General features: G+C 72.7%; 13 protein-coding genes and 1 pseudogene. 12 read left to right on the top strand and 2 right to left on the bottom strand.

Annotated features, from left to right (window positions below; all coding sequences use genetic code 11):
* Nucleotides 1–18: 18 nt before the first annotated feature.
* From AC0KTA_RS07280 to AC0KTA_RS07250, 7 genes are all read left to right on the top strand, one after another.
* Nucleotides 19–642, top strand: a complete 624-nt coding sequence (locus tag AC0KTA_RS07280) for an isochorismatase family protein (protein WP_481054286.1) — start codon at nucleotides 19–21, stop codon at nucleotides 640–642.
* A 57-nt stretch (nucleotides 643–699) separates the two neighbouring features.
* Nucleotides 700–1638, top strand: coding sequence for an oxygenase MpaB family protein (locus AC0KTA_RS07275; RefSeq protein WP_481054285.1), 939 nt, complete (start codon nucleotides 700–702; stop codon nucleotides 1636–1638).
* The gene (locus AC0KTA_RS07270) at nucleotides 1620–3896 is read left to right on the top strand and encodes a serine/threonine-protein kinase (protein ID WP_481054284.1); all 2277 of its coding nucleotides are present in this window, start codon (nucleotides 1620–1622) and stop codon (nucleotides 3894–3896) included. Before AC0KTA_RS07275 ends, AC0KTA_RS07270 begins: the two co-directional genes overlap by 19 nt.
* Before the next feature lie 82 nt (nucleotides 3897–3978).
* Nucleotides 3979–5538 (top strand): phytoene desaturase family protein, encoded by a 1560-nt coding sequence (locus AC0KTA_RS07265; protein ID WP_481054283.1) that lies wholly within the window; start codon nucleotides 3979–3981, stop codon nucleotides 5536–5538.
* Nucleotides 5539–5637: 99 nt separating this feature from the next.
* On the top strand, nucleotides 5638–6285 hold the full coding sequence (locus AC0KTA_RS07260) for a TetR/AcrR family transcriptional regulator (RefSeq protein WP_481054282.1): 648 nt from the start codon (nucleotides 5638–5640) through the stop codon (nucleotides 6283–6285).
* Nucleotides 6278–6829: an HAD domain-containing protein gene (locus tag AC0KTA_RS07255; protein WP_481056341.1), complete on the top strand. Its 552-nt coding sequence runs from the start codon at nucleotides 6278–6280 to the stop codon at nucleotides 6827–6829. The genes AC0KTA_RS07260 and AC0KTA_RS07255 overlap by 8 nt, the downstream gene beginning before the upstream one ends.
* A 127-nt stretch (nucleotides 6830–6956) precedes the next feature.
* A complete protein-coding gene (locus AC0KTA_RS07250) occupies nucleotides 6957–8222 on the top strand; it encodes an amidohydrolase (RefSeq protein ID WP_481054281.1) in 1266 nt (421 codons plus the stop codon).
* Here the strand turns inward: AC0KTA_RS07250 and AC0KTA_RS07245 are convergent.
* Nucleotides 8219–9481: an FAD-dependent oxidoreductase gene (locus tag AC0KTA_RS07245; protein ID WP_481054280.1), complete on the bottom strand. Its 1263-nt coding sequence runs from the start codon at nucleotides 9479–9481 to the stop codon at nucleotides 8219–8221. The two genes, AC0KTA_RS07250 and AC0KTA_RS07245, sit on opposite strands and share 4 nt — an antisense overlap.
* Nucleotides 9482–9669: 188 nt before the next feature.
* Here AC0KTA_RS07245 and AC0KTA_RS07240 point away from each other — a divergent pair, with 188 nt between their 5' ends.
* The 3 genes from AC0KTA_RS07240 (at nucleotide 9670) to AC0KTA_RS07230 (ending at nucleotide 12790) form a co-directional block, all read left to right on the top strand.
* On the top strand, nucleotides 9670–10788 hold the full coding sequence (locus AC0KTA_RS07240; protein ID WP_481054279.1) for an NAD(P)H-dependent flavin oxidoreductase: 1119 nt from the start codon (nucleotides 9670–9672) through the stop codon (nucleotides 10786–10788).
* 9 nt (nucleotides 10789–10797) lie between these two features.
* Entirely contained in the window at nucleotides 10798–12348 is a 1551-nt protein-coding gene (locus AC0KTA_RS07235; RefSeq protein WP_481054278.1) for an acyl-CoA synthetase, read from the top strand.
* Nucleotides 12349–12469: 121 nt separating this feature from the next.
* The gene (locus tag AC0KTA_RS07230; protein WP_481054277.1) at nucleotides 12470–12790 is read left to right on the top strand and encodes a DUF4326 domain-containing protein; all 321 of its coding nucleotides are present in this window, start codon (nucleotides 12470–12472) and stop codon (nucleotides 12788–12790) included.
* A gap of 3 nt (nucleotides 12791–12793) precedes the next feature.
* On the opposite strand, the pseudogene AC0KTA_RS07225 reads toward AC0KTA_RS07230, so the two are convergent.
* Nucleotides 12794–13225: pseudogene (locus AC0KTA_RS07225) on the bottom strand (penicillin acylase family protein); the annotation flags it as partial.
* A gap of 422 nt (nucleotides 13226–13647) precedes the next feature.
* Between AC0KTA_RS07225 and AC0KTA_RS07220 the strand changes: the two are divergent.
* A complete protein-coding gene (locus AC0KTA_RS07220; RefSeq protein WP_481054276.1) occupies nucleotides 13648–14670 on the top strand; it encodes a 3-oxoacyl-ACP synthase in 1023 nt (340 codons plus the stop codon).
* A 109-nt stretch (nucleotides 14671–14779) separates the two neighbouring features.
* Nucleotides 14780–16684, top strand: a complete 1905-nt coding sequence (locus AC0KTA_RS07215) for a non-ribosomal peptide synthetase (protein WP_481054275.1) — start codon at nucleotides 14780–14782, stop codon at nucleotides 16682–16684.
* Nucleotides 16685–16712: the final 28 nt, after the last annotated feature.

The raw sequence follows: 16712 nt of genomic DNA, 5'->3' as shown, positions 1-16712 counted from the left end.
CCTTACGAAAGGCACCCCATGAGCCCCGACCAGCCCTCCACCACCCTGCGCGACGTCATCGGCCTGGACAACCGGCCGCCTCAGCTCAGCGACTCCGTCCTCATCATGATCGACTTCCAGAACACCTACCGCACCGGCGTCATGGCCCTGGAGGGCGCCGAGGAGGCGCTCGCGGCCGGTGCCCGGCTCCTGGAGCGCGCCCGCGCCGCGGGCACCCCGGTCGTGCACGTCCTCAACGACGGCGGTGAGAACACCCCGTACGACATCCGTGCCCACATCGGCGCCATCAGCGACGAGGTCGCACCGGCGGACGGCGAGGCGGTCGTGGTCAAGCAGTTCCCCAACTCCTTCCACGCCACGGAGCTGGAGCGGACCCTGTCCGACCTTGCCGCTGCCCCGGGCAGCGGCAAGGACCTGGTCCTCGCCGGGTTCATGACCCACATGTGCGTCAACTACACGGCCCAGGGCGCCTTCAACCTCGGCTACCGCCCCACCGTCGTCGCCGAGGCCACCGCCACCCGCTCCCTCGCCACCCCCGACGGCACCGTCCTGCCCGCCGCCCGCCTCCACACCGCCGCCCTGACCGCCATCACCGACCTGTTCGGCACCGTCGTCCCCACCGTCGACGCCCTGCCCATCTGATTCCGGCCCTCCCCGCGCCCCGGAAGTGTGCGTAACCTGCGGTAAGGAGGTGACGGCATGCGGGAGGCGGACGCCGGGCTCTTCGGGCCCTCGTCGGTGACCTGGCAGATGCACGGGGACCCCATGATGTGGGTCGCCGGGGTGCGGGCGCTGTACTTTCAGGCGCTGCACCCGCGGGCAGTGCGGGGCGTCATGCAGAACTCGGACTTCCGCAAGGACGCCTGGGGCCGCCTGATGCGTACGGCCAACTTCGTGGGGACGACGACGTACGGCACCACCGAGGCCGCGGAGAAGGCGGGCGCCCGGGTCCGGAAGATCCACACGATGCTGTCGGCCACCGACCCGGACACGGGGGAGCGCTACGGCGTCGACGAACCCGAGCTGCTCCTGTGGGTGCACTGCGCGGAGATCGACTCCTATCTCCACGTCGTGCGCCGCTCGGGCTTCCCGCTGAGCGACGCGGCCGCCGACCGGTACGTCGCCGAACACCGCGAGAGCGCCCGCCTGGTGGGGCTCGACCCCGGCGACGTACCGGCGTCCACGGCCGAACTCGCCGCCTACTTCGAGAAGGTACGGCCCGAACTCGCCGCCGGACCCGAGGCCCGCGCCGTCGACGACTTCCTGCAACGCCCGCCCACCCGGCCCCTGTTGGTCCCCGCACGCGACCTGCTGTGGCGGCGCGTCGCGAACCTCGCGTACGCGTCGCTGCCCCGCTACGCCCACGAGCTGTACGGCAGGCCCGCCCCGGCACCCCGGACGGTCACCCGCCGCCTGGTCGTCACGGGCACCCTGCTGCGCCGTGTTCCCTCCCGTATCCGCTGGCAACTCCCGCCGAAGCACATCCTGCGCGCCATGGCCCGCCTCGGCCCCGGCAGCCGCCCCGACCCGCGCAAAGTCCCGTACAAAGTCGACAGACGGGACGCCATACTGGACGGGCCGGGGAGGGCGCAGCGAGGCGACGGGGGCGACGGCACGCGATGGCGGACACCAGGCTGATCCAGGGCCGGTATCGACTGCTCGACCTGATCGGTCGCGGCGGCATGGGCGAAGTGTGGCGGGCGCACGACGAATCGCTCGGCCGCAAGGTCGCCGTCAAGTGCCTCAAGCCGCTCGGGGCGCAGCACGACCAGTCGTTCACGCGGGTCCTGCGGGAGCGGTTCCGGCGTGAGGCGCGGGTCGCGGCGGCGCTCCAGCACCGCGGGGTCACCGTCGTGCACGACTTCGGCGAGCACGACGGCGTGCTGTTCCTGGTGATGGAGCTCCTCCAGGGCCGCAACCTCAGCCAGCTCCTGGAGGACTACAGACAGCATCCGCTGCCCGTCCCCGACGTCGTGGACATCGCCGACCAGGTCGCCTCCGCGCTCGCGTACACCCATGAACAGGGCATCGTGCACCGGGACTTGAAGCCCGCCAACATCATGCGGCTGATCGACGGCACGGTGAAGATCTGCGACTTCGGGATCGCGCGGCTCGGCCACGACATCGGCTTCACCTCCCGTCTCACCGGCACGGGCATCGCCATGGGCACGCCGCACTACATGTCGCCCGAGCAGATCAGCGGCGCCGAGGTCGACCAGCGCAGCGACCTGTACTCCTTCGGGTGCGTGCTGTACGAACTGGCCACCGGGGCGCCGCCGTTCGACCTGGAGGACGCCTGGGCGGTGCTCGTCGGGCACCGCGACACGCCGCCCGAGCCGCCGCGCCGCCGCCGCGGCGAACTGCCCGTGTACTTCGACCGGATCGTCCTCGACCTGCTCGCCAAGCAGCCCGACGAACGGCCCCGCGACGCCCGTGAGTTGGGCCGCCGTATCGTCGCGGGCCGCAGTGCGCCAGCCGCCTCCGGCTATGTGCCGACCGTCGTCTCGTCGCCGCTGCGCCGCCCCGAGCCCGCCCCGCCCGACCGGAGCGAGCCGCTGCCGCCCGACCGGCGCGAGCCCGCCCTGCCATCCTGGACACGCGGCATGACCACCGGCCACAAGGCGACCGGCGCCGCCCTGCGCACCACCCCTCCGGACGCCGCGGCGGGCCTCACCGGCGAGTGGATCCCGCGCGCCACCGGCCGCCACACGGTCGTGCCGCCGCCCGCCCCCGAGCGGCCCACGCCGCCGCCGTCCGTGGTCGCCGCCCTGGTCAGCCGCCACAACGCGGGCCTGAGCCTGGGCCGTCTCGGCCGCTGGGCGGAGGCCGGAGAGGTGCACCGCGCCGTCGCCGCCGAGCGCGAGCACGTGCTCGGCCCCGACCACCCCGACACCCTCGCCAGCCGGTACGAGGTGGGCTTCACGCTCAGCCGCACCGGGCGGCCCGCGGACGCGCTGCGCGAGTACGGCCGCGTCGCCGAAGGGCGCGAACGCACCCTGGGTGCCGAGCACTTGGAGACGCTCGCGGCCCGGCAGGAGATGGCGTACGTCCTCGGCCAGCTCGGCCGGCACTTCGAGGCGCACCAGGTGTACACACAGGTGCTCGCGGTCCGGGAGCGCACCGCGGGCCCCGACCACCCCGACACCCTCCGCTGCCGCCACAACCTGGCCTTCAACCTCAGCCGCCTCGGCCGCCTGGAGGACTCCTACCGGCTCGCCCGCGAAGTCGCCGCCGCCCGGGCCCGCGTCCTCGGCCCCACGCATCCCGACACCCTCGTCACGTGGTACGAAGTCGCGTACGCGCTGGGCCAGTTGGGGCGCTGGCCGGAGGCGCTGCAGACCTACCGCGAGGTGGCCGACGCCCGGACCAGGGCGCTCGGCGGCGACCACCCCGACACCCTCGCCGCGCGCTACGAGGTCGGCATCAGCCTCGGCCGCCTCGGCCGCAGCGCCGAAGCCCTGGAGCTCTACCGCGGCCTCATCGACGACCGCACCCGCGTCAACGGCCCCGCCGACCCCGAGACCCTGCGCGCCCGCCACGGCCTCGGCGTGAACCTGGGCCGCCTCGGCCGCTGGGAGGAGGCCCTCGCCGAGGCCCGCGACGTGTGCGCGATCCGCGCACGCGTCCTGGGCGGCGACCACCCCGACACCCTGGTCAGCCGCCGCGAGGTCGCCGTCGGCCTCGGCTGGCTCGGCCGCTGGCCCGACGCCCTCCTGGAGTACCGCCGCGTCGCCGCCGCCCGCGAACAGGTCCTCGGCCCCGACCACCCCGACACCCTCGCCAGCCGCAACGACGAGGCCCACTGCCTGGAGCAGCTCGGCCGCGGCACGGAGGCGGTGGAGCTGTACCGGAGGGTGGCGGCGCTGCGGCAGCGGCGGGCGTCCGGGGTGCGCTGAGGTCCGGCGAGTCGCCGGTCCGGCGGTCAGGAAGCCGGCGTACGCGCCCGCACACCCGCCCGATTCCGTGCTACCAAGGATCATGCGATCCAGCTACGACGTCGTGGTAGTCGGCGGCGGTCACAACGCCCTGGTGGCGGCCGCCTATCTGGCCCGGGCAGGGCAGTCGGTGCTGCTCCTGGAGCGGCTGAAGGAGCCCGGCGGAGCCACCGTGTCGACGCGCCCGTTCCCCGGTGTGGACGCCCGCCTCTCCCGGTACTCGTACCTGGTGAGTCTCCTGCCGCGGAAGATCGTGCGGGATCTGGACCTGGACTTCCGGGTTCGTACGCGCACGGTGTCGTCGTACACCCCGACGGTCCGCGAAGGGCGGCCCGTCGGGCTCCTGGTGGGCGGCGGCGAGGCCCGCACGCGGGAGTCGTTCGCCCGGCTCACCGGCGACGACCGTGAGTACGAGGCGTGGCGGGACTTCTACGCGCTCACGGCGCACGTGGCCAAGAGGGTGTTCCCGACGCTCACGGAACCCCTGCCGGACAAGGCGGAACTGCGCCGCCGCGTCGATGACGACACGGCGTGGCGGGCGCTCTTCGAGGAGCCCATCGGCAAGGCCGTCGAGGCACGGTTCGCGGACGACCTGGTGCGCGGCGTGGTCCTCACGGACGCGCTGATCGGCACGTTCAGCGACGCCCACGACCCGTCGCTGCGGCAGAACCGCTGCTTCCTCTACCACGTGATCGGCGGCGGCACCGGCGACTGGAACGTCCCCGTCGGCGGCATGGGCGCCCTGACCCGCGCCCTCACCGACGCCGCCCGCGCGGCCGGCGCCGAGCTGCGCACCGGCCACGAGGTGACCCGCGTCGAGACCGACGGGCGGCGCGCCGAGGTGACGTACCGGACCGAGGACGGCGACGGCACGGTCGCGGCCCGGCACGTCCTGGTGGGCGCCTCGCCGCGGGAGCTCGCCGCCCTGACCGGCGACGCGCCGCCGCCCCGGGCCGAGGGGGCCCAGCTCAAGGTGAACATGCTCCTGGAGCGGCTGCCCGCCCTGCGTGACCCGGCCGTCGACCCGCACGAAGCCTTCGCCGGGACCTTCCACATCGCGGAGGGGTACGAGGAGCTGGCGCGGGCCTACACGCAGGCGGCGGCGGGCGGGCTGCCCGCGGCCCCGCCATCCGAGATCTACTGCCACTCCCTGACGGACCCGACCCTCCTCGGCCAGGACCTGATCGACCGCGGCTGCCACACCCTGACCCTCTTCGGCCTGCACACGCCCGCCCGCCTGTTCACCGACGCCACCAATGACACGGTGCGCGCCGAACTCCTGGCCTCGGCCCTCGCCCAACTGGACGCGCACCTGGCCCAACCGATCGCCGACTGCCTCGCCACCGACGCGGACGGGCGGCCGTGCATCGAGGCGAAGACCCCGCTCGACCTGGAGCGCGACCTGCGCCTGCCCGCCGGCAACATCTTCCACGGCGACCTGTCGTTCCCGTACGCGGACGAGAACTCCCCGGCGGGCACGGGTCGTTGGGGCGTGGAGACCCGGCACCCGAACATCCACCTGTGCGGTGCGGGCGCGCTGCGCGGCGGCGGGGTCAGCGGCATCCCCGGGCACAACGCGGCGATGGCCGTCCTGGGACAGTGAGCGCCGGACGCGGGCGGAACGCGCTGGTGTACGGTCGTACACCGTTCGGTGCGCGAGGAAGGCCTCACGCGTGAGTGACGGAGACGAGAGGTGCTCACCATGGCTTCCCGACGCGGCGGTCGCGGCGGTCGCGGCGACAAGGAATCAGGCCCCCCGACCTTCACCGAGCAGGCCCGCCGCCGGCAGCTCATCGACTGCACGATCGAGCTGATCTCCACCAAGGGCTATCCCGCGACGTCCCTGTCCGCCATCGCGGAGCAGGCCGGCCTGTCCAAGGCGGCCGTCCTCTACCACTTCTCGTCCAAGGACAACCTCACCCGCGCGACCCTGGACCACGTCCTCGGGGAGTTCACCGCGTACGTCGCCGAACGCGTCGCGGCCGCGTCGGACCCGCGCGACGCCGTCATCGCCTACGTCCGCGCCATGATCGGCTACCAGCAGGCACACCGCCGGCACGTCCGCGTCATCACGGAGATGCTCCTGGACGACCACGGCGGCACCCGCCTCAAGACCCCGGGCAGCCACGACACCGCAGACCGCCTCGCGACCCTCGCCGACCTCCTGACCGCGGGCCAACAGGCGGGCCGCTTCCGCCCGTTCGACCCCGTCACCGTCTCCCTCGCCATCGGCGGCGCCATCGACGGCGTCATCAGCCACTGGCTGGCCCACCCGGAACACGACCTGGACGCGGCGGCGGACGAGCTGGAGCGGTTCACGCTGAACGCGATCGGGGCGTCCGATTCCTGACCCGGTCCCGCGTCTCCTTTCCGACCCGGCCCCGCGTCCGCTGCTGTTCCTCGACGTGGACGGGCCGCTGATCCCGTTCGGGGCGGCGGCGAGCGAGCTTCCCGGGGGCAGGTACCCGACGTACCGGGCGGTGGGCGCCGTCCCGGGAGGCGTCGCGGGGCATCCGCTGCTGGCTCGGATCGACCCCGCCCACGGAGCCCGCCTCGCCGCGCTGCCCTGCGCGCTCGTGTGGGCGACGACGTGGGGCGACGACGCGAACGACTGCGTCGCCCCGTGGCTCGGGCTGCCGCCGCTGCCCGTGGTGGCCTGGCCCGGTCCGTCCGCGGCGGACGCGTGGGACGGGCTGCACTGGAAGACCCGTACGCTCGTCGACTGGGCGGCCGGACGGCCCTTCGCCTGGGTCGACGACGAGATCACCGACGCCGACCGGCTGTGGGTCGCGGCGCACCACCCGGGGCGTGCCCTGCTGCACCGCGTCGACCCCCGCCGGGGCCTCACGGACGCCGACTTCGCCACGCTCGACGCGTGGCTGCGCGCCTGCTAGCAGACGACTCGGTAGGGGCGGGAACAGGTGTGTGTCCCAGGGGGCGTGGGCAGCTGTTGTGGGGTACACGCAGTGGGCCGTCCCGGCCGCCGCGTGCCACCCGCACCGCGTGCCGAAGGAGCCTCCCATGGGCGTTCCCCAGCCCTCGTCCAACCCGTCAGACCCGTCGGTCGCCGCCGCCCTCGCCGGGCTCGACGCCGCCCTCGGCGAACTCACCGGCCTCTATCAGGACCTGCACGCCCACCCGGAGCTGTCCTTCGCCGAGCACCGCACCGCCGCGGAGATCGCCCGCCGGGCCGAGGCGTACGGGTACGACGTCACGCCCGGCGTCGGCCGTACGGGCGTCGTGGCCGTCCTCGACAACGGCGAAGGCCCCACCGTGCTGCTGCGCGCCGACTTCGACGCGCTGCCCGTCGTCGAACGCACCGGCCTGCCCTACGCCTCCCGCACCGAGGGCGTCATGCACGCCTGCGGCCACGACCTGCACGTCACCTGCCTCCTCGGCGCCCTGAAGCTGCTCGCGGACGCGCGCGACGGCTGGCGCGGGCGGATCGTCGCCGCCTTCCAGCCCGCCGAGGAGACCGGCGAGGGCGCGCGGGCCATGGTGGACGACGGCCTCTTCGAGCGGTTCGGGACGCCCGACGTGGTGCTCGGCCAGCACGTCGCACCGATGCCCGCCGGCATGGTCGCCTGTCACGCGGGAGCGGCGTTCGCGGCCACCGACTCGCTCAAGGTCGTCATGTACGGCAAGGGCGCGCACGGCTCCCGGCCGGAGACGTCCGTCGATCCCGTGGTGATGGCCGCCGCGACGGTGATGCGGCTGCAGACCGTCGTCTCGCGGGAAATCCCAGCGGGGGAGACGGCCGTGCTCACCGTCGGCTCGCTGCGGGCGGGCACGGTGGACAACATCATCCCGGACGAGGCCGAGCTGCGGCTGAGCATCCGCTCGTACAAGGACGACGTACGGGCCAGGATGCTCGCCGCGGTCGAGCGGATCGTGCGCGGCGAGGCGCGGGTGGCGGGCGCCGAGCGCGAGCCGGAGTTCACGACGCTCGACGCGTTCCCCGTGCTCGTCAACGAGGAGGCGGCCGTGGCCCGCACCATGGCGGCGGTCGGCGCGGTCCTCGGCGACGGCAAGGTGACCGACCCGGGTCCTGTCACCGGCAGCGAGGACGTGGGGATCATCGGTACGGCGGCCAAGGCGCCGCTCTGCTACTGGCTGTTCGGGGGCTGCGACCCCGAGACGTACGCCGCCGCGTCGGACGCGGGCACCGTGCACCGCGACATCCCCTCCAACCACTCGCCCCGCTTCGCACCCGTCGCCGAACCGGCCATCACGACCGGCGTGACGGCGATGACGGCGGCGGCGCTGGAGTGGCTGGGCCGCGCCTAACCGACGCCTCCGGAAGCCCGTCGCGCGAACCCCGGCGCGTGCTCCGGCCGCACCCCCACCCCGCCCACGTACCCCGCCACCATCCGCAGCACCGGCAGCTTCCGCAGCAGCCGGAACGGCATCGGCAGCCGGCCCGGCCGCAGCTCGCCCGCCAGCGCGGGCCGCAACAGCGCCTCGTGCTCGGCCAGTTGGGACCGCTGCGTCACCGCTGCCGGGAACTCGCGCCGCCGCTGCACCCGCCGCAGCTCGGCCGTCCCGACGCGGCCGCGCCGCAGCGGGGCGGCGAGGTGGCGGGCCGCCGCGCAGGCGTCCTGCACGGCGAGGTTGACGCCGACGCCGCCGACCGGCGACATGGTGTGGGCGGCGTCGCCGATGCACAGCAGGCCGTCGCGGTACCAGCGCGGCAGGCGGCCCATGGTGACGTCGAGGAGCTTCACGTCGTCCCAGGACTCGATCGTGCGCAGCGCCTCGCGGTCCCAGTCGAGCAGTGCGCCGAGGCGCTCGCGGAACCACTCGATGCCGTGGGCCCGCAGCCGCGCGTCCGCGCCCTTCGCGATGAGGTAGGAGGTCTGGTAGTAGTCGCCGCGGTCCATCGTGGCGGCGACCTGGCCGTCGCGGACGCTCAGGAACACCCGGCCGCGCTTGCGGTGGTCGTCCGGCGCGGGCACCCGGACCTGCCAGACGTCCATCGGCACCTCGAAGGACTTGGGGGTGAGACCGGCCGCCGCGCGGACCACGGAGTCCCGGCCGTCGCAGGCGACGGTGAGATCGGCGGCCAGTTCGCCCGGCGTGCCGTGCTCGTCCGTGTACGTCACGCCGGTGACCCGGCCCGCCGCGTCCGTACGCAGCCCCGTCACCGCCGTCCGCATCCGCAGCGTGAACGACGGCTCCTCGGCCGCCGCTGTCGCGAGCAGGTCGAGGAAGTCCCACTGCGGGACCATCGCGATGTACTTGTGGCGGCCGGGCACGCGGCTGAGGTCGGCCGCCACGAACGTCGTGCCCTCGATGTGCATCCGCATCTCCGTCAGCCGGTGCGCGGGCAGCCGGGCGAACCGCTCGCCCAGGCCCAGCTCGTCGAGGAGCCGCAGGGTGGACGGGTGCACGGTGTCGCCGCGGAAGTCGCGCAGGAAGTCCCCGTGCTTCTCCAGGACGGTGACCTCGACCCCGGCTCTCGCGAGCAGCAGCCCGAGCATCATGCCCGCCGGTCCGCCGCCCACCACGCAACACGTCGTACGTTCCTTGCCCGTCACGTCCGCCATGTCCCCCATGCTCGCCATGTCCCCTCTGCCTCGGGGCTTCTCCCCGGCGCTAGGTCACTTTAACCGATCGGTCAGTTGTCTGACCGATCGGTCAGACGGCCGACGATCGACCCGGGGCTCACGTAAAGAATCTGACGCTGCATCAGAATCCTCTTCCCTCGTCCGCGCCGCTGCGGCATCCTGCGCCCATGCAGACGGAGCTGAGCAAGCAACTCGGAGTCGAGCACGCCGTCTTCGGCTTCACGCCGTTCCCCGCCGTGGCCGCCGCCATCAGCAGGGCGGGCGGGTTCGGTGTGCTCGGCGCGGTCCGCTACACCGCGCCCGACGACCTCGCGCGCGACCTCGACTGGGTGCAGGAGCACGTGGACGGCCGCCCGTACGGCCTCGACGTCGTGATGCCCGCGAAGAAGGTCGAGGCCCCCGGGAACAAGACCCTGACCGAGGCCGACGTGGAGGCGATGATCCCCGCGGCGCACCGGCAGTTCGTCGAGGAGACCCTCGCCAAGCACGGCGTGCCTGGGCTCGCCGACGGCGAGGCGTCCGGCTGGCGCATCACCGGCTGGATGGAGCAGGTGGCTCGCGGACAGCTCGACGTCGCCTTCGACTACCCCATCAAACTGCTCGCCAACGCGCTCGGTTCACCGCCCGCCGACGTCATCGCCCGCGCCCACGAGCAGGGCGTGCTCGTCGCGGCCCTCGCGGGCAGCGCCCGGCACGCCCGCAAGCACGCGGACGCCGGCATCGACATCGTCGTCGCGCAGGGCTACGAGGCGGGCGGCCACACCGGCGAGATCGCGTCCATGGTGCTCACGCCCGAAGTCACGGAGGCCGTCGCGCCGTTGCCGGTCCTCGCCGCCGGCGGCATCGGCAGCGGCGAGCAGGTCGCGGCGGCGCTCGCCCTCGGCGCGCAGGGCGTGTGGCTCGGCTCGGTGTGGCTCACGGTGACGGAGGCCGACCTCCACTCCCCGGCGCTGACGCGGAAGTTGCTCGCGGCGGGCTCTGGCGACACGGTCCGCTCGCGCGCGCTGACGGGCAAGCCCGCACGCCAGCTGCGTACGGAGTGGACCGACGCGTGGGACGACCCGCAAGGGCCGGGACCGCTGCCCATGCCGCTGCAGGGGCTGCTTGTCGCCGAGGCCGTGTCGCGCATCCAGAAGTACGAGGTGGAGCCGCTGCTCGGTACGCCCGTCGGGCAGATCGTGGGCCGGATGACCAGCGAACGCACCGTCCAGGCCGTGTTCGACGACCTGACCCGCGGCTTCGAGCGCGCCGTCGCCCGGCTCGACCGCATCGCAGGACGAGGCTGAGGAGGCCCGATGAGTACCCCGCCCAACGGATTCTGGGCCCAGGCAGGCGTCGACCCGAGCCGCACCGTCCTCGTCGCGCCCGGCGGCGAGGAGTGGACGGCGGGGCGGCTGCACGGCGCCGTCAACCAGCTCGTGCACGGGATGCGTGCCGCGGGCCTCGAGCGCGGCGACGCGTTCGCCGTCGTGCTGCCCAACGGCGTGGAGTTCCTCACCGCGTACCTCGCGGCCGCGCAGGCCGGGTTCTATCTCGTCCCGGTCAACCACCACCTGGTGGGCCCGGAGATCGCCTGGATCGTCGCGGACTCGGGTGCGAAGGTGCTCGTCGCGCACGAGCGGTTCGCGGACGCGGCGACCGCGGCGGCCGACGAGGCGAAGGTCCCGCCGACGCACCGCTACGCCGTCGGTGACGTACCCGGATTCGTCCCCTATGCCCAACTCCTCGACGGGCAGCCCGAGTCGGTGCCGACGGACCGCACCCTCGGGTGGGTCATGAACTACACGTCCGGCACGACCGGACGCCCCCGGGGCATCCGCCGCCCCCTGCCCGGCAAGCCGCCCGAGGAGTCCTACCTGGGCGGCTTCCTCGGCATCTTCGGCATCAAGCCGTTCGACGACAACGTGCATCTGGTGTGCTCGCCGCTGTACCACACGGCCGTGCTCCAATTCGCGGGCGCGGCCCTGCACATCGGCCACCCCTTGGTCCTGATGGACAAGTGGACGCCGGAGGAGATGCTCCGCCTCATCGACACGTACAAGTGCACGCACACCCACATGGTCCCGACCCAGTTCCACCGCCTGCTCGCGCTGCCGGAGGAGACCCGGGCGGCGTACGACGTGTCGTCGATGCGGCACGCCATCCACGGGGCGGCGCCCTGTCCCGACCATGTGAAGCGGGCGATGATCGAGTGGTGGGGCGAGTGCGTCGAGGAGTACTACGCGGCCAGCGAGGGCGGGGGTGCCTTCGCCACCGCGCGGGACTGGCTGAAGAAGCCGGGAACGGTCGGAAAGGCGTGGCCCATCAGCGAGTTGGCGGTCTTCGACGACGACGGCAGGCGGCTGCCGCCCGGTGAACTCGGCACCGTCTACATGAAGATGTCCACCGGCGGCTTCTCGTACCACAAGGACGAGACGAAGACGAAGAAGAACCGCATAGGCGACTTCTTCACGGTCGGTGACCTGGGGCTGCTCGACGAGGACGGCTATCTCTTCCTGCGCGACCGCAAGATCGACATGATCATCTCGGGCGGCGTCAACATTTACCCGGCCGAGATCGAGTCCGCCCTGCTCACCCACCCCGCGGTCGCCGACGCCGCGGTCTTCGGCATCCCGCACGACGACTGGGGAGAGCAGGTCAAGGCCGTAGTCGAGCCCGCCGACGGCCACCGCCCGGACGACGCGCTGGCCGCGGACATCCTGCGCCACTGCGAACACCACCTCGCGGGCTACAAGCGCCCCAGAAGCGTGGACTTCATCGCGTCGATGCCCCGCGACCCCAACGGCAAGCTGTACAAGCGCCGGCTCCGGGAGCCGTACTGGGAGGGACGGGAGCGCGCAGTGTGAGCCACCCGCCCACTATCGGCCCGGCCGCCCGCATCTCATGCGGCGATTCCCTCCGACAAATGACACGATAAAGACCGGTCTGCGCAGCGCATACAGAAGCACCCCGGAGAGAAGCAAGGCCATGACCCGCACAACGGTCGTCAACCTGAAAGGCCACCGAGACGACCCCGAGTACGAGGATGTCGTCTACGTGGGCCGGGCGATGCACAGAGGCGGCTGGCACCTGAAGGGCTCCCCGCTGGCCAGCCCCTTCCGCCCCGGCCCCGACGGCACCCGCGAAGAAGTCGTGGCCAAGTACCGCGCCTACCTCCTCGCCCGCCCCGACCTCCTGAAACTCCTCCCGAGCCTCCGGGGCCGCCGCCTCGGCTGCTGGTGCGTCCCCGAACCGTGCCACGCCGAGGTGATCGCTGAACTGGCGGACTCCGAAGGGCCGAACCCCTAGGCCTCAGTGCTGGTGCACCTTCACCACCTTCAGGCCGGGTGCCTTGCGGATGTCCTTCTCGCAGAAGCGTGACGTCACCCAGCGCTCATCGGCGTACAGCCGTGTCTGGTCGCTGTAGTGCGGTGATTTCGGGTTCGAGGGCTGGGAGTAGGTCAGGAGGGTGCGGGCCTTGGGGCAGGGGGAGTTGTTCCAGGCGACGGCCTGGATGTGGCTGGAGCCGTGGGCGATTTCCGTGTAGCCGCCGCCTTGTGCGTTCCACTGGGGCTCGATCTTGTTCCAGACGCCGAGTGACTCCGTGCCGCCGTGCATCGGCAGCCGCTTTCCGTTCCGTACGACGAACTGGTGGTCGCCGAGTGGGGAGTTGAGCGGGATGCCTGCCGTTGTCAGTTCCGTCGCCGCGTCGGCGAGGGCTGTGGCGAAGGCCGGTGCGCTGGTGAGGTCCTCGACGGCGCCGGCGACGTCTCCGTGGATTGATGCCTCCCTCCCCGCCGTGTCCTGTCGGAAGGACACGGCTCGGAAGGACACCACAAGTTGGACAACCACTTGCCCGCACCCGGCACCTAGTGGTCTTGACCGGCTGATCCACGTTCGTGAAGGTGGACGATCAGCGGAGCCCTCCGCGTCCCTGGGCCGTTGGCCGAGGGGTTGGTCCCTGCGTGCTCGTTCGGTGCGTCGGCTGCGTACAAAGGCCGTGGCAGGCGCAGGAGTTGAACGGGCGGAGGCTGAGCGCAGAGCAGCAGGGCCGACCGGTTCTTGAGGCACGCCAAGGTCATGCAAACCATCGAGGGAGCGGACGAGGTCGCCGAGGCCTCCCACGGCAGCCGGCTGCTGGGGCCGTCCGCAAGGAGGCTGTCACGGTGAGCACGCAACGGCGCATTGTCATCGGCCCTGTCGCCACCTGGTTCCCGGAGGGGGAGATCGCCGTCACCGCGCTGCCGGAGCTGGACAAGCTTCCGGCGGCGCGGCGTGAACACGCGCTGGGGCTCGGCGTCGACACCGTCCGGGACGCCGGCGAGGCGTCCGAGGTGGACATGGCGGAGCACGCGGCCCGGATCGCGCTGAGCCGCGCGGGGCTCGACGCCGCCGATCTCGACGCGCTGCTGCTGGTGCAGGGCCGTGTCCCGGAGTATCTCCTGGCCTCGGAGGCGACCCGCCTCCAGCACCGGCTCGGCGCGCACCGGGCGTTCACGACCGCGGTCGGTGACCTCGGCTGCGTCTCGGTCTCGGCTGCCTTCGCCCTCGGTTCCGCCCTGCTGCGCGGGGACCCGCGCTGTCGCAACGTCCTGGTCGTGGCCGCGGCGCGGACCCCGACCCCCAACAGGTACCGTCCGCCGATGACCCTGCTCGGCGACGGAGCAGGCGCGGTCCTCCTCACCACGTCGGGCACCGGTACCCATGAACTCGTCGACCAGACCGTGCTGAGCGACGGCAAGTACGCCGACCTGTTCTTCATCGACTACCGCCACATCCCCGAGCCCGACTGGGCCGAGGAGTGCGCGGACGAGCCGACGTACTCGTTCCGGCTCGCCGTGGAGAGCCGGAAGCGCTTCGCCGCCCTCAACGCGGAGTTGCTGGCCCGCAACGGACTCGGCCAGGAGCGGATCGGCACCCATCTGACCCAGAACCTGGCCGCCGGGGCGTTCGCCTTCTGGGAGGAGGCGCTGGACACGGAGATACATCCCGTCTGCCGGCGCAACCTGGCGGCCTACGGACACCTCGGGTCCGTGGACGTCCTGATCAACATGACGGACGCCGCGGCCACCCAAGCCCCCGGCGAGCACTGCCTGGTGATGAACAGCAGCCCCGTCGCGGCATGGAGCACCTGGCTGCTGCGCCGTCTCGGAGAACAAGAAGAACGAGCCGGGGACGTGGTCCGTTGACCCCGGCCGCCTCGCCATGGCCGAGGACGGCGGCACCCGGGCGTGCTGGACCACCCGAGCCGAAGCGCACAGCACGGCACTGTCGTCGAGGAGGTAGGGGGTGACTCGGGTGACAAGGACGCCTACCGGGCACAGAGCGCTGTCCGCGGTCGTACGGCACTTCACGCGGGTGCCCGACCGCACAGCGATCGTGGTCGGTCCGCGGGCACTGACCTATCGGGAGCTGGACGAAGCAAGCGCCGCGCTCGCCGCACGCCTGACGGCCGCCGGCGTCCGGCCGGGCCGGACCGCCGTGCTGTACCAGCGACAGACCGTGGAAGTCGTGGTGGGCATGGTCGCGGCGGCACGGATCGGTGCGGCCTGGTGCGTGGTGAATCCCGGGCATCCGGTGGAGCTGCTGCGCGCACTGCTCGACGACGTCGACTGCGGGGCCGTCGTCTTCGATCCCGCCGACCCGGCGACCTCGGCCGACGCGGTCGCGGCGCTCGGCGCCCGCGCCCGTGGGGCCGCTCCGGTGCTGCTGGAACAGGGTGGGCCGCGACCGGCCGGCCCGCCTGCGGATGACGTGGTCTCCGTGCCGGGCAACGCACCGGCATATGTGATCACCACCTCGGGATCGACGGGCGTTCCGAAGGCCGTGGTCATCACGGTGGACAACCTGGCCGCGCTGCTCGAATTCTGGGACTACCCCTACGACGAGTCACACCTGGTCGCGTTCTCCGCGATGCGGCTCACATGGGACGGATCGCTGTACTTCACCCTGCGGCCCCTGACTCTTGGCGGAACAGCCGTACTGCCCGGCGAGGACGAGCTGTCCGACGCGGACGCCGCGGCCCGCCTGGCCCGCACCTGGCGGGCCACGCACCTGGCGGCCACACCGTCGTTCTACCGGCTCATGCTGCCCGGGATGGCGTCGTTCGGCGCGCACCTGCGCCTTGTCGTCCTCGGGGGCGAGGCCCTGCCGGTCCCCCTGGCCGAACGCCACCGCGAGGTGCTCCCCGGGGTCGACCTGAGGAATGTGTACGGCCCCACGGAGACCACCGTGATCAGTCTGGCGCACCCCGTTCGGGAGGCTGCCGGGTCGGTAGTGCCGATCGGCCGACCCTTCGGTGCCTGCACGGCGTACGTGCTGGACGAGCGCCTGATGCCTGTTGTGCCGGGCCGCGTGGGCGAGTTGTACATCGGCGGCCCACACGTGGCCGCCGGATATGCGGCGCGCCCCGCACAGACCGCGGAGCGGTTCGTCGCCGACCTGTTCACCGGACAGCCGGGGGAGCGCATGTACCGCACCGGTGACCTGGCGCTGGTCAACAGTGACGGGGAAGTGGAGTTCCGCGGCCGGGCCGACGGCCAGATGAAGGTCAGAGGGGCGCGCATCGAGCGCCGTGCCGTCGAGTCCGTACTGGAGAGCCATCCCGCCGTGAGCCAGGCGGTGGTGCTCGGCGTGCCCAGCGAGCACGGGGAGACCACCCTCGCCGCGTTCTGGGCACCGGCCGAGGCGGCCACCGTGTTGCCCGGCACCAGGGAGCTGCTGACGTACTGCGCGGAGCGCCTGGTCGCCCAGGCCGTGCCGGAACGTCTCATCGCGCTCGGGGCGTTCCCGTTGGCGCCGAGCGGCAAGGTGGACGAGGCGGCGCTCCGCGCCTTGCTGACCGACCCCCTGGCGGGTGCCGCCGCCGAAGGGCGGCAGCGGTGGACACCGGTTCAGCGGTCGCTGGCCGAGATCTGGGCGGCGGTGCTCCAGCACGACGACTTCGGGCTCGACGACGTGTTCTTCCAGGTGGGCGGCAACTCCCGGCGGGTGGTGGAGCTGCACGTGCGGATGGAGGGCGTCTGGCCCGGCGTGCTGCGGGTCGGCCAGCTGTTCGAACTGCGGACCGTGGCGGAGCAGGCCGAGGCCCTGGAAGCGGGCCGGGCAACGAGGGCGGAGCAGCAAGGGCGCCCACGGCCGGACGACGACGTGGCTGACAGCCCTGGCACGGGGACCGACGGCCCTGTTCTTTTCGAGATATGACCCGAGGCGCGCCCCGGCTACGACCCGA

The sequence above is a fragment of the Streptomyces sp. Y309 genome (genome assembly GCF_056712025.1).
The sequence above is the reverse complement of the archived record's forward strand: the minus strand, read 5'-3'. Positions and strand labels throughout refer to the sequence as shown.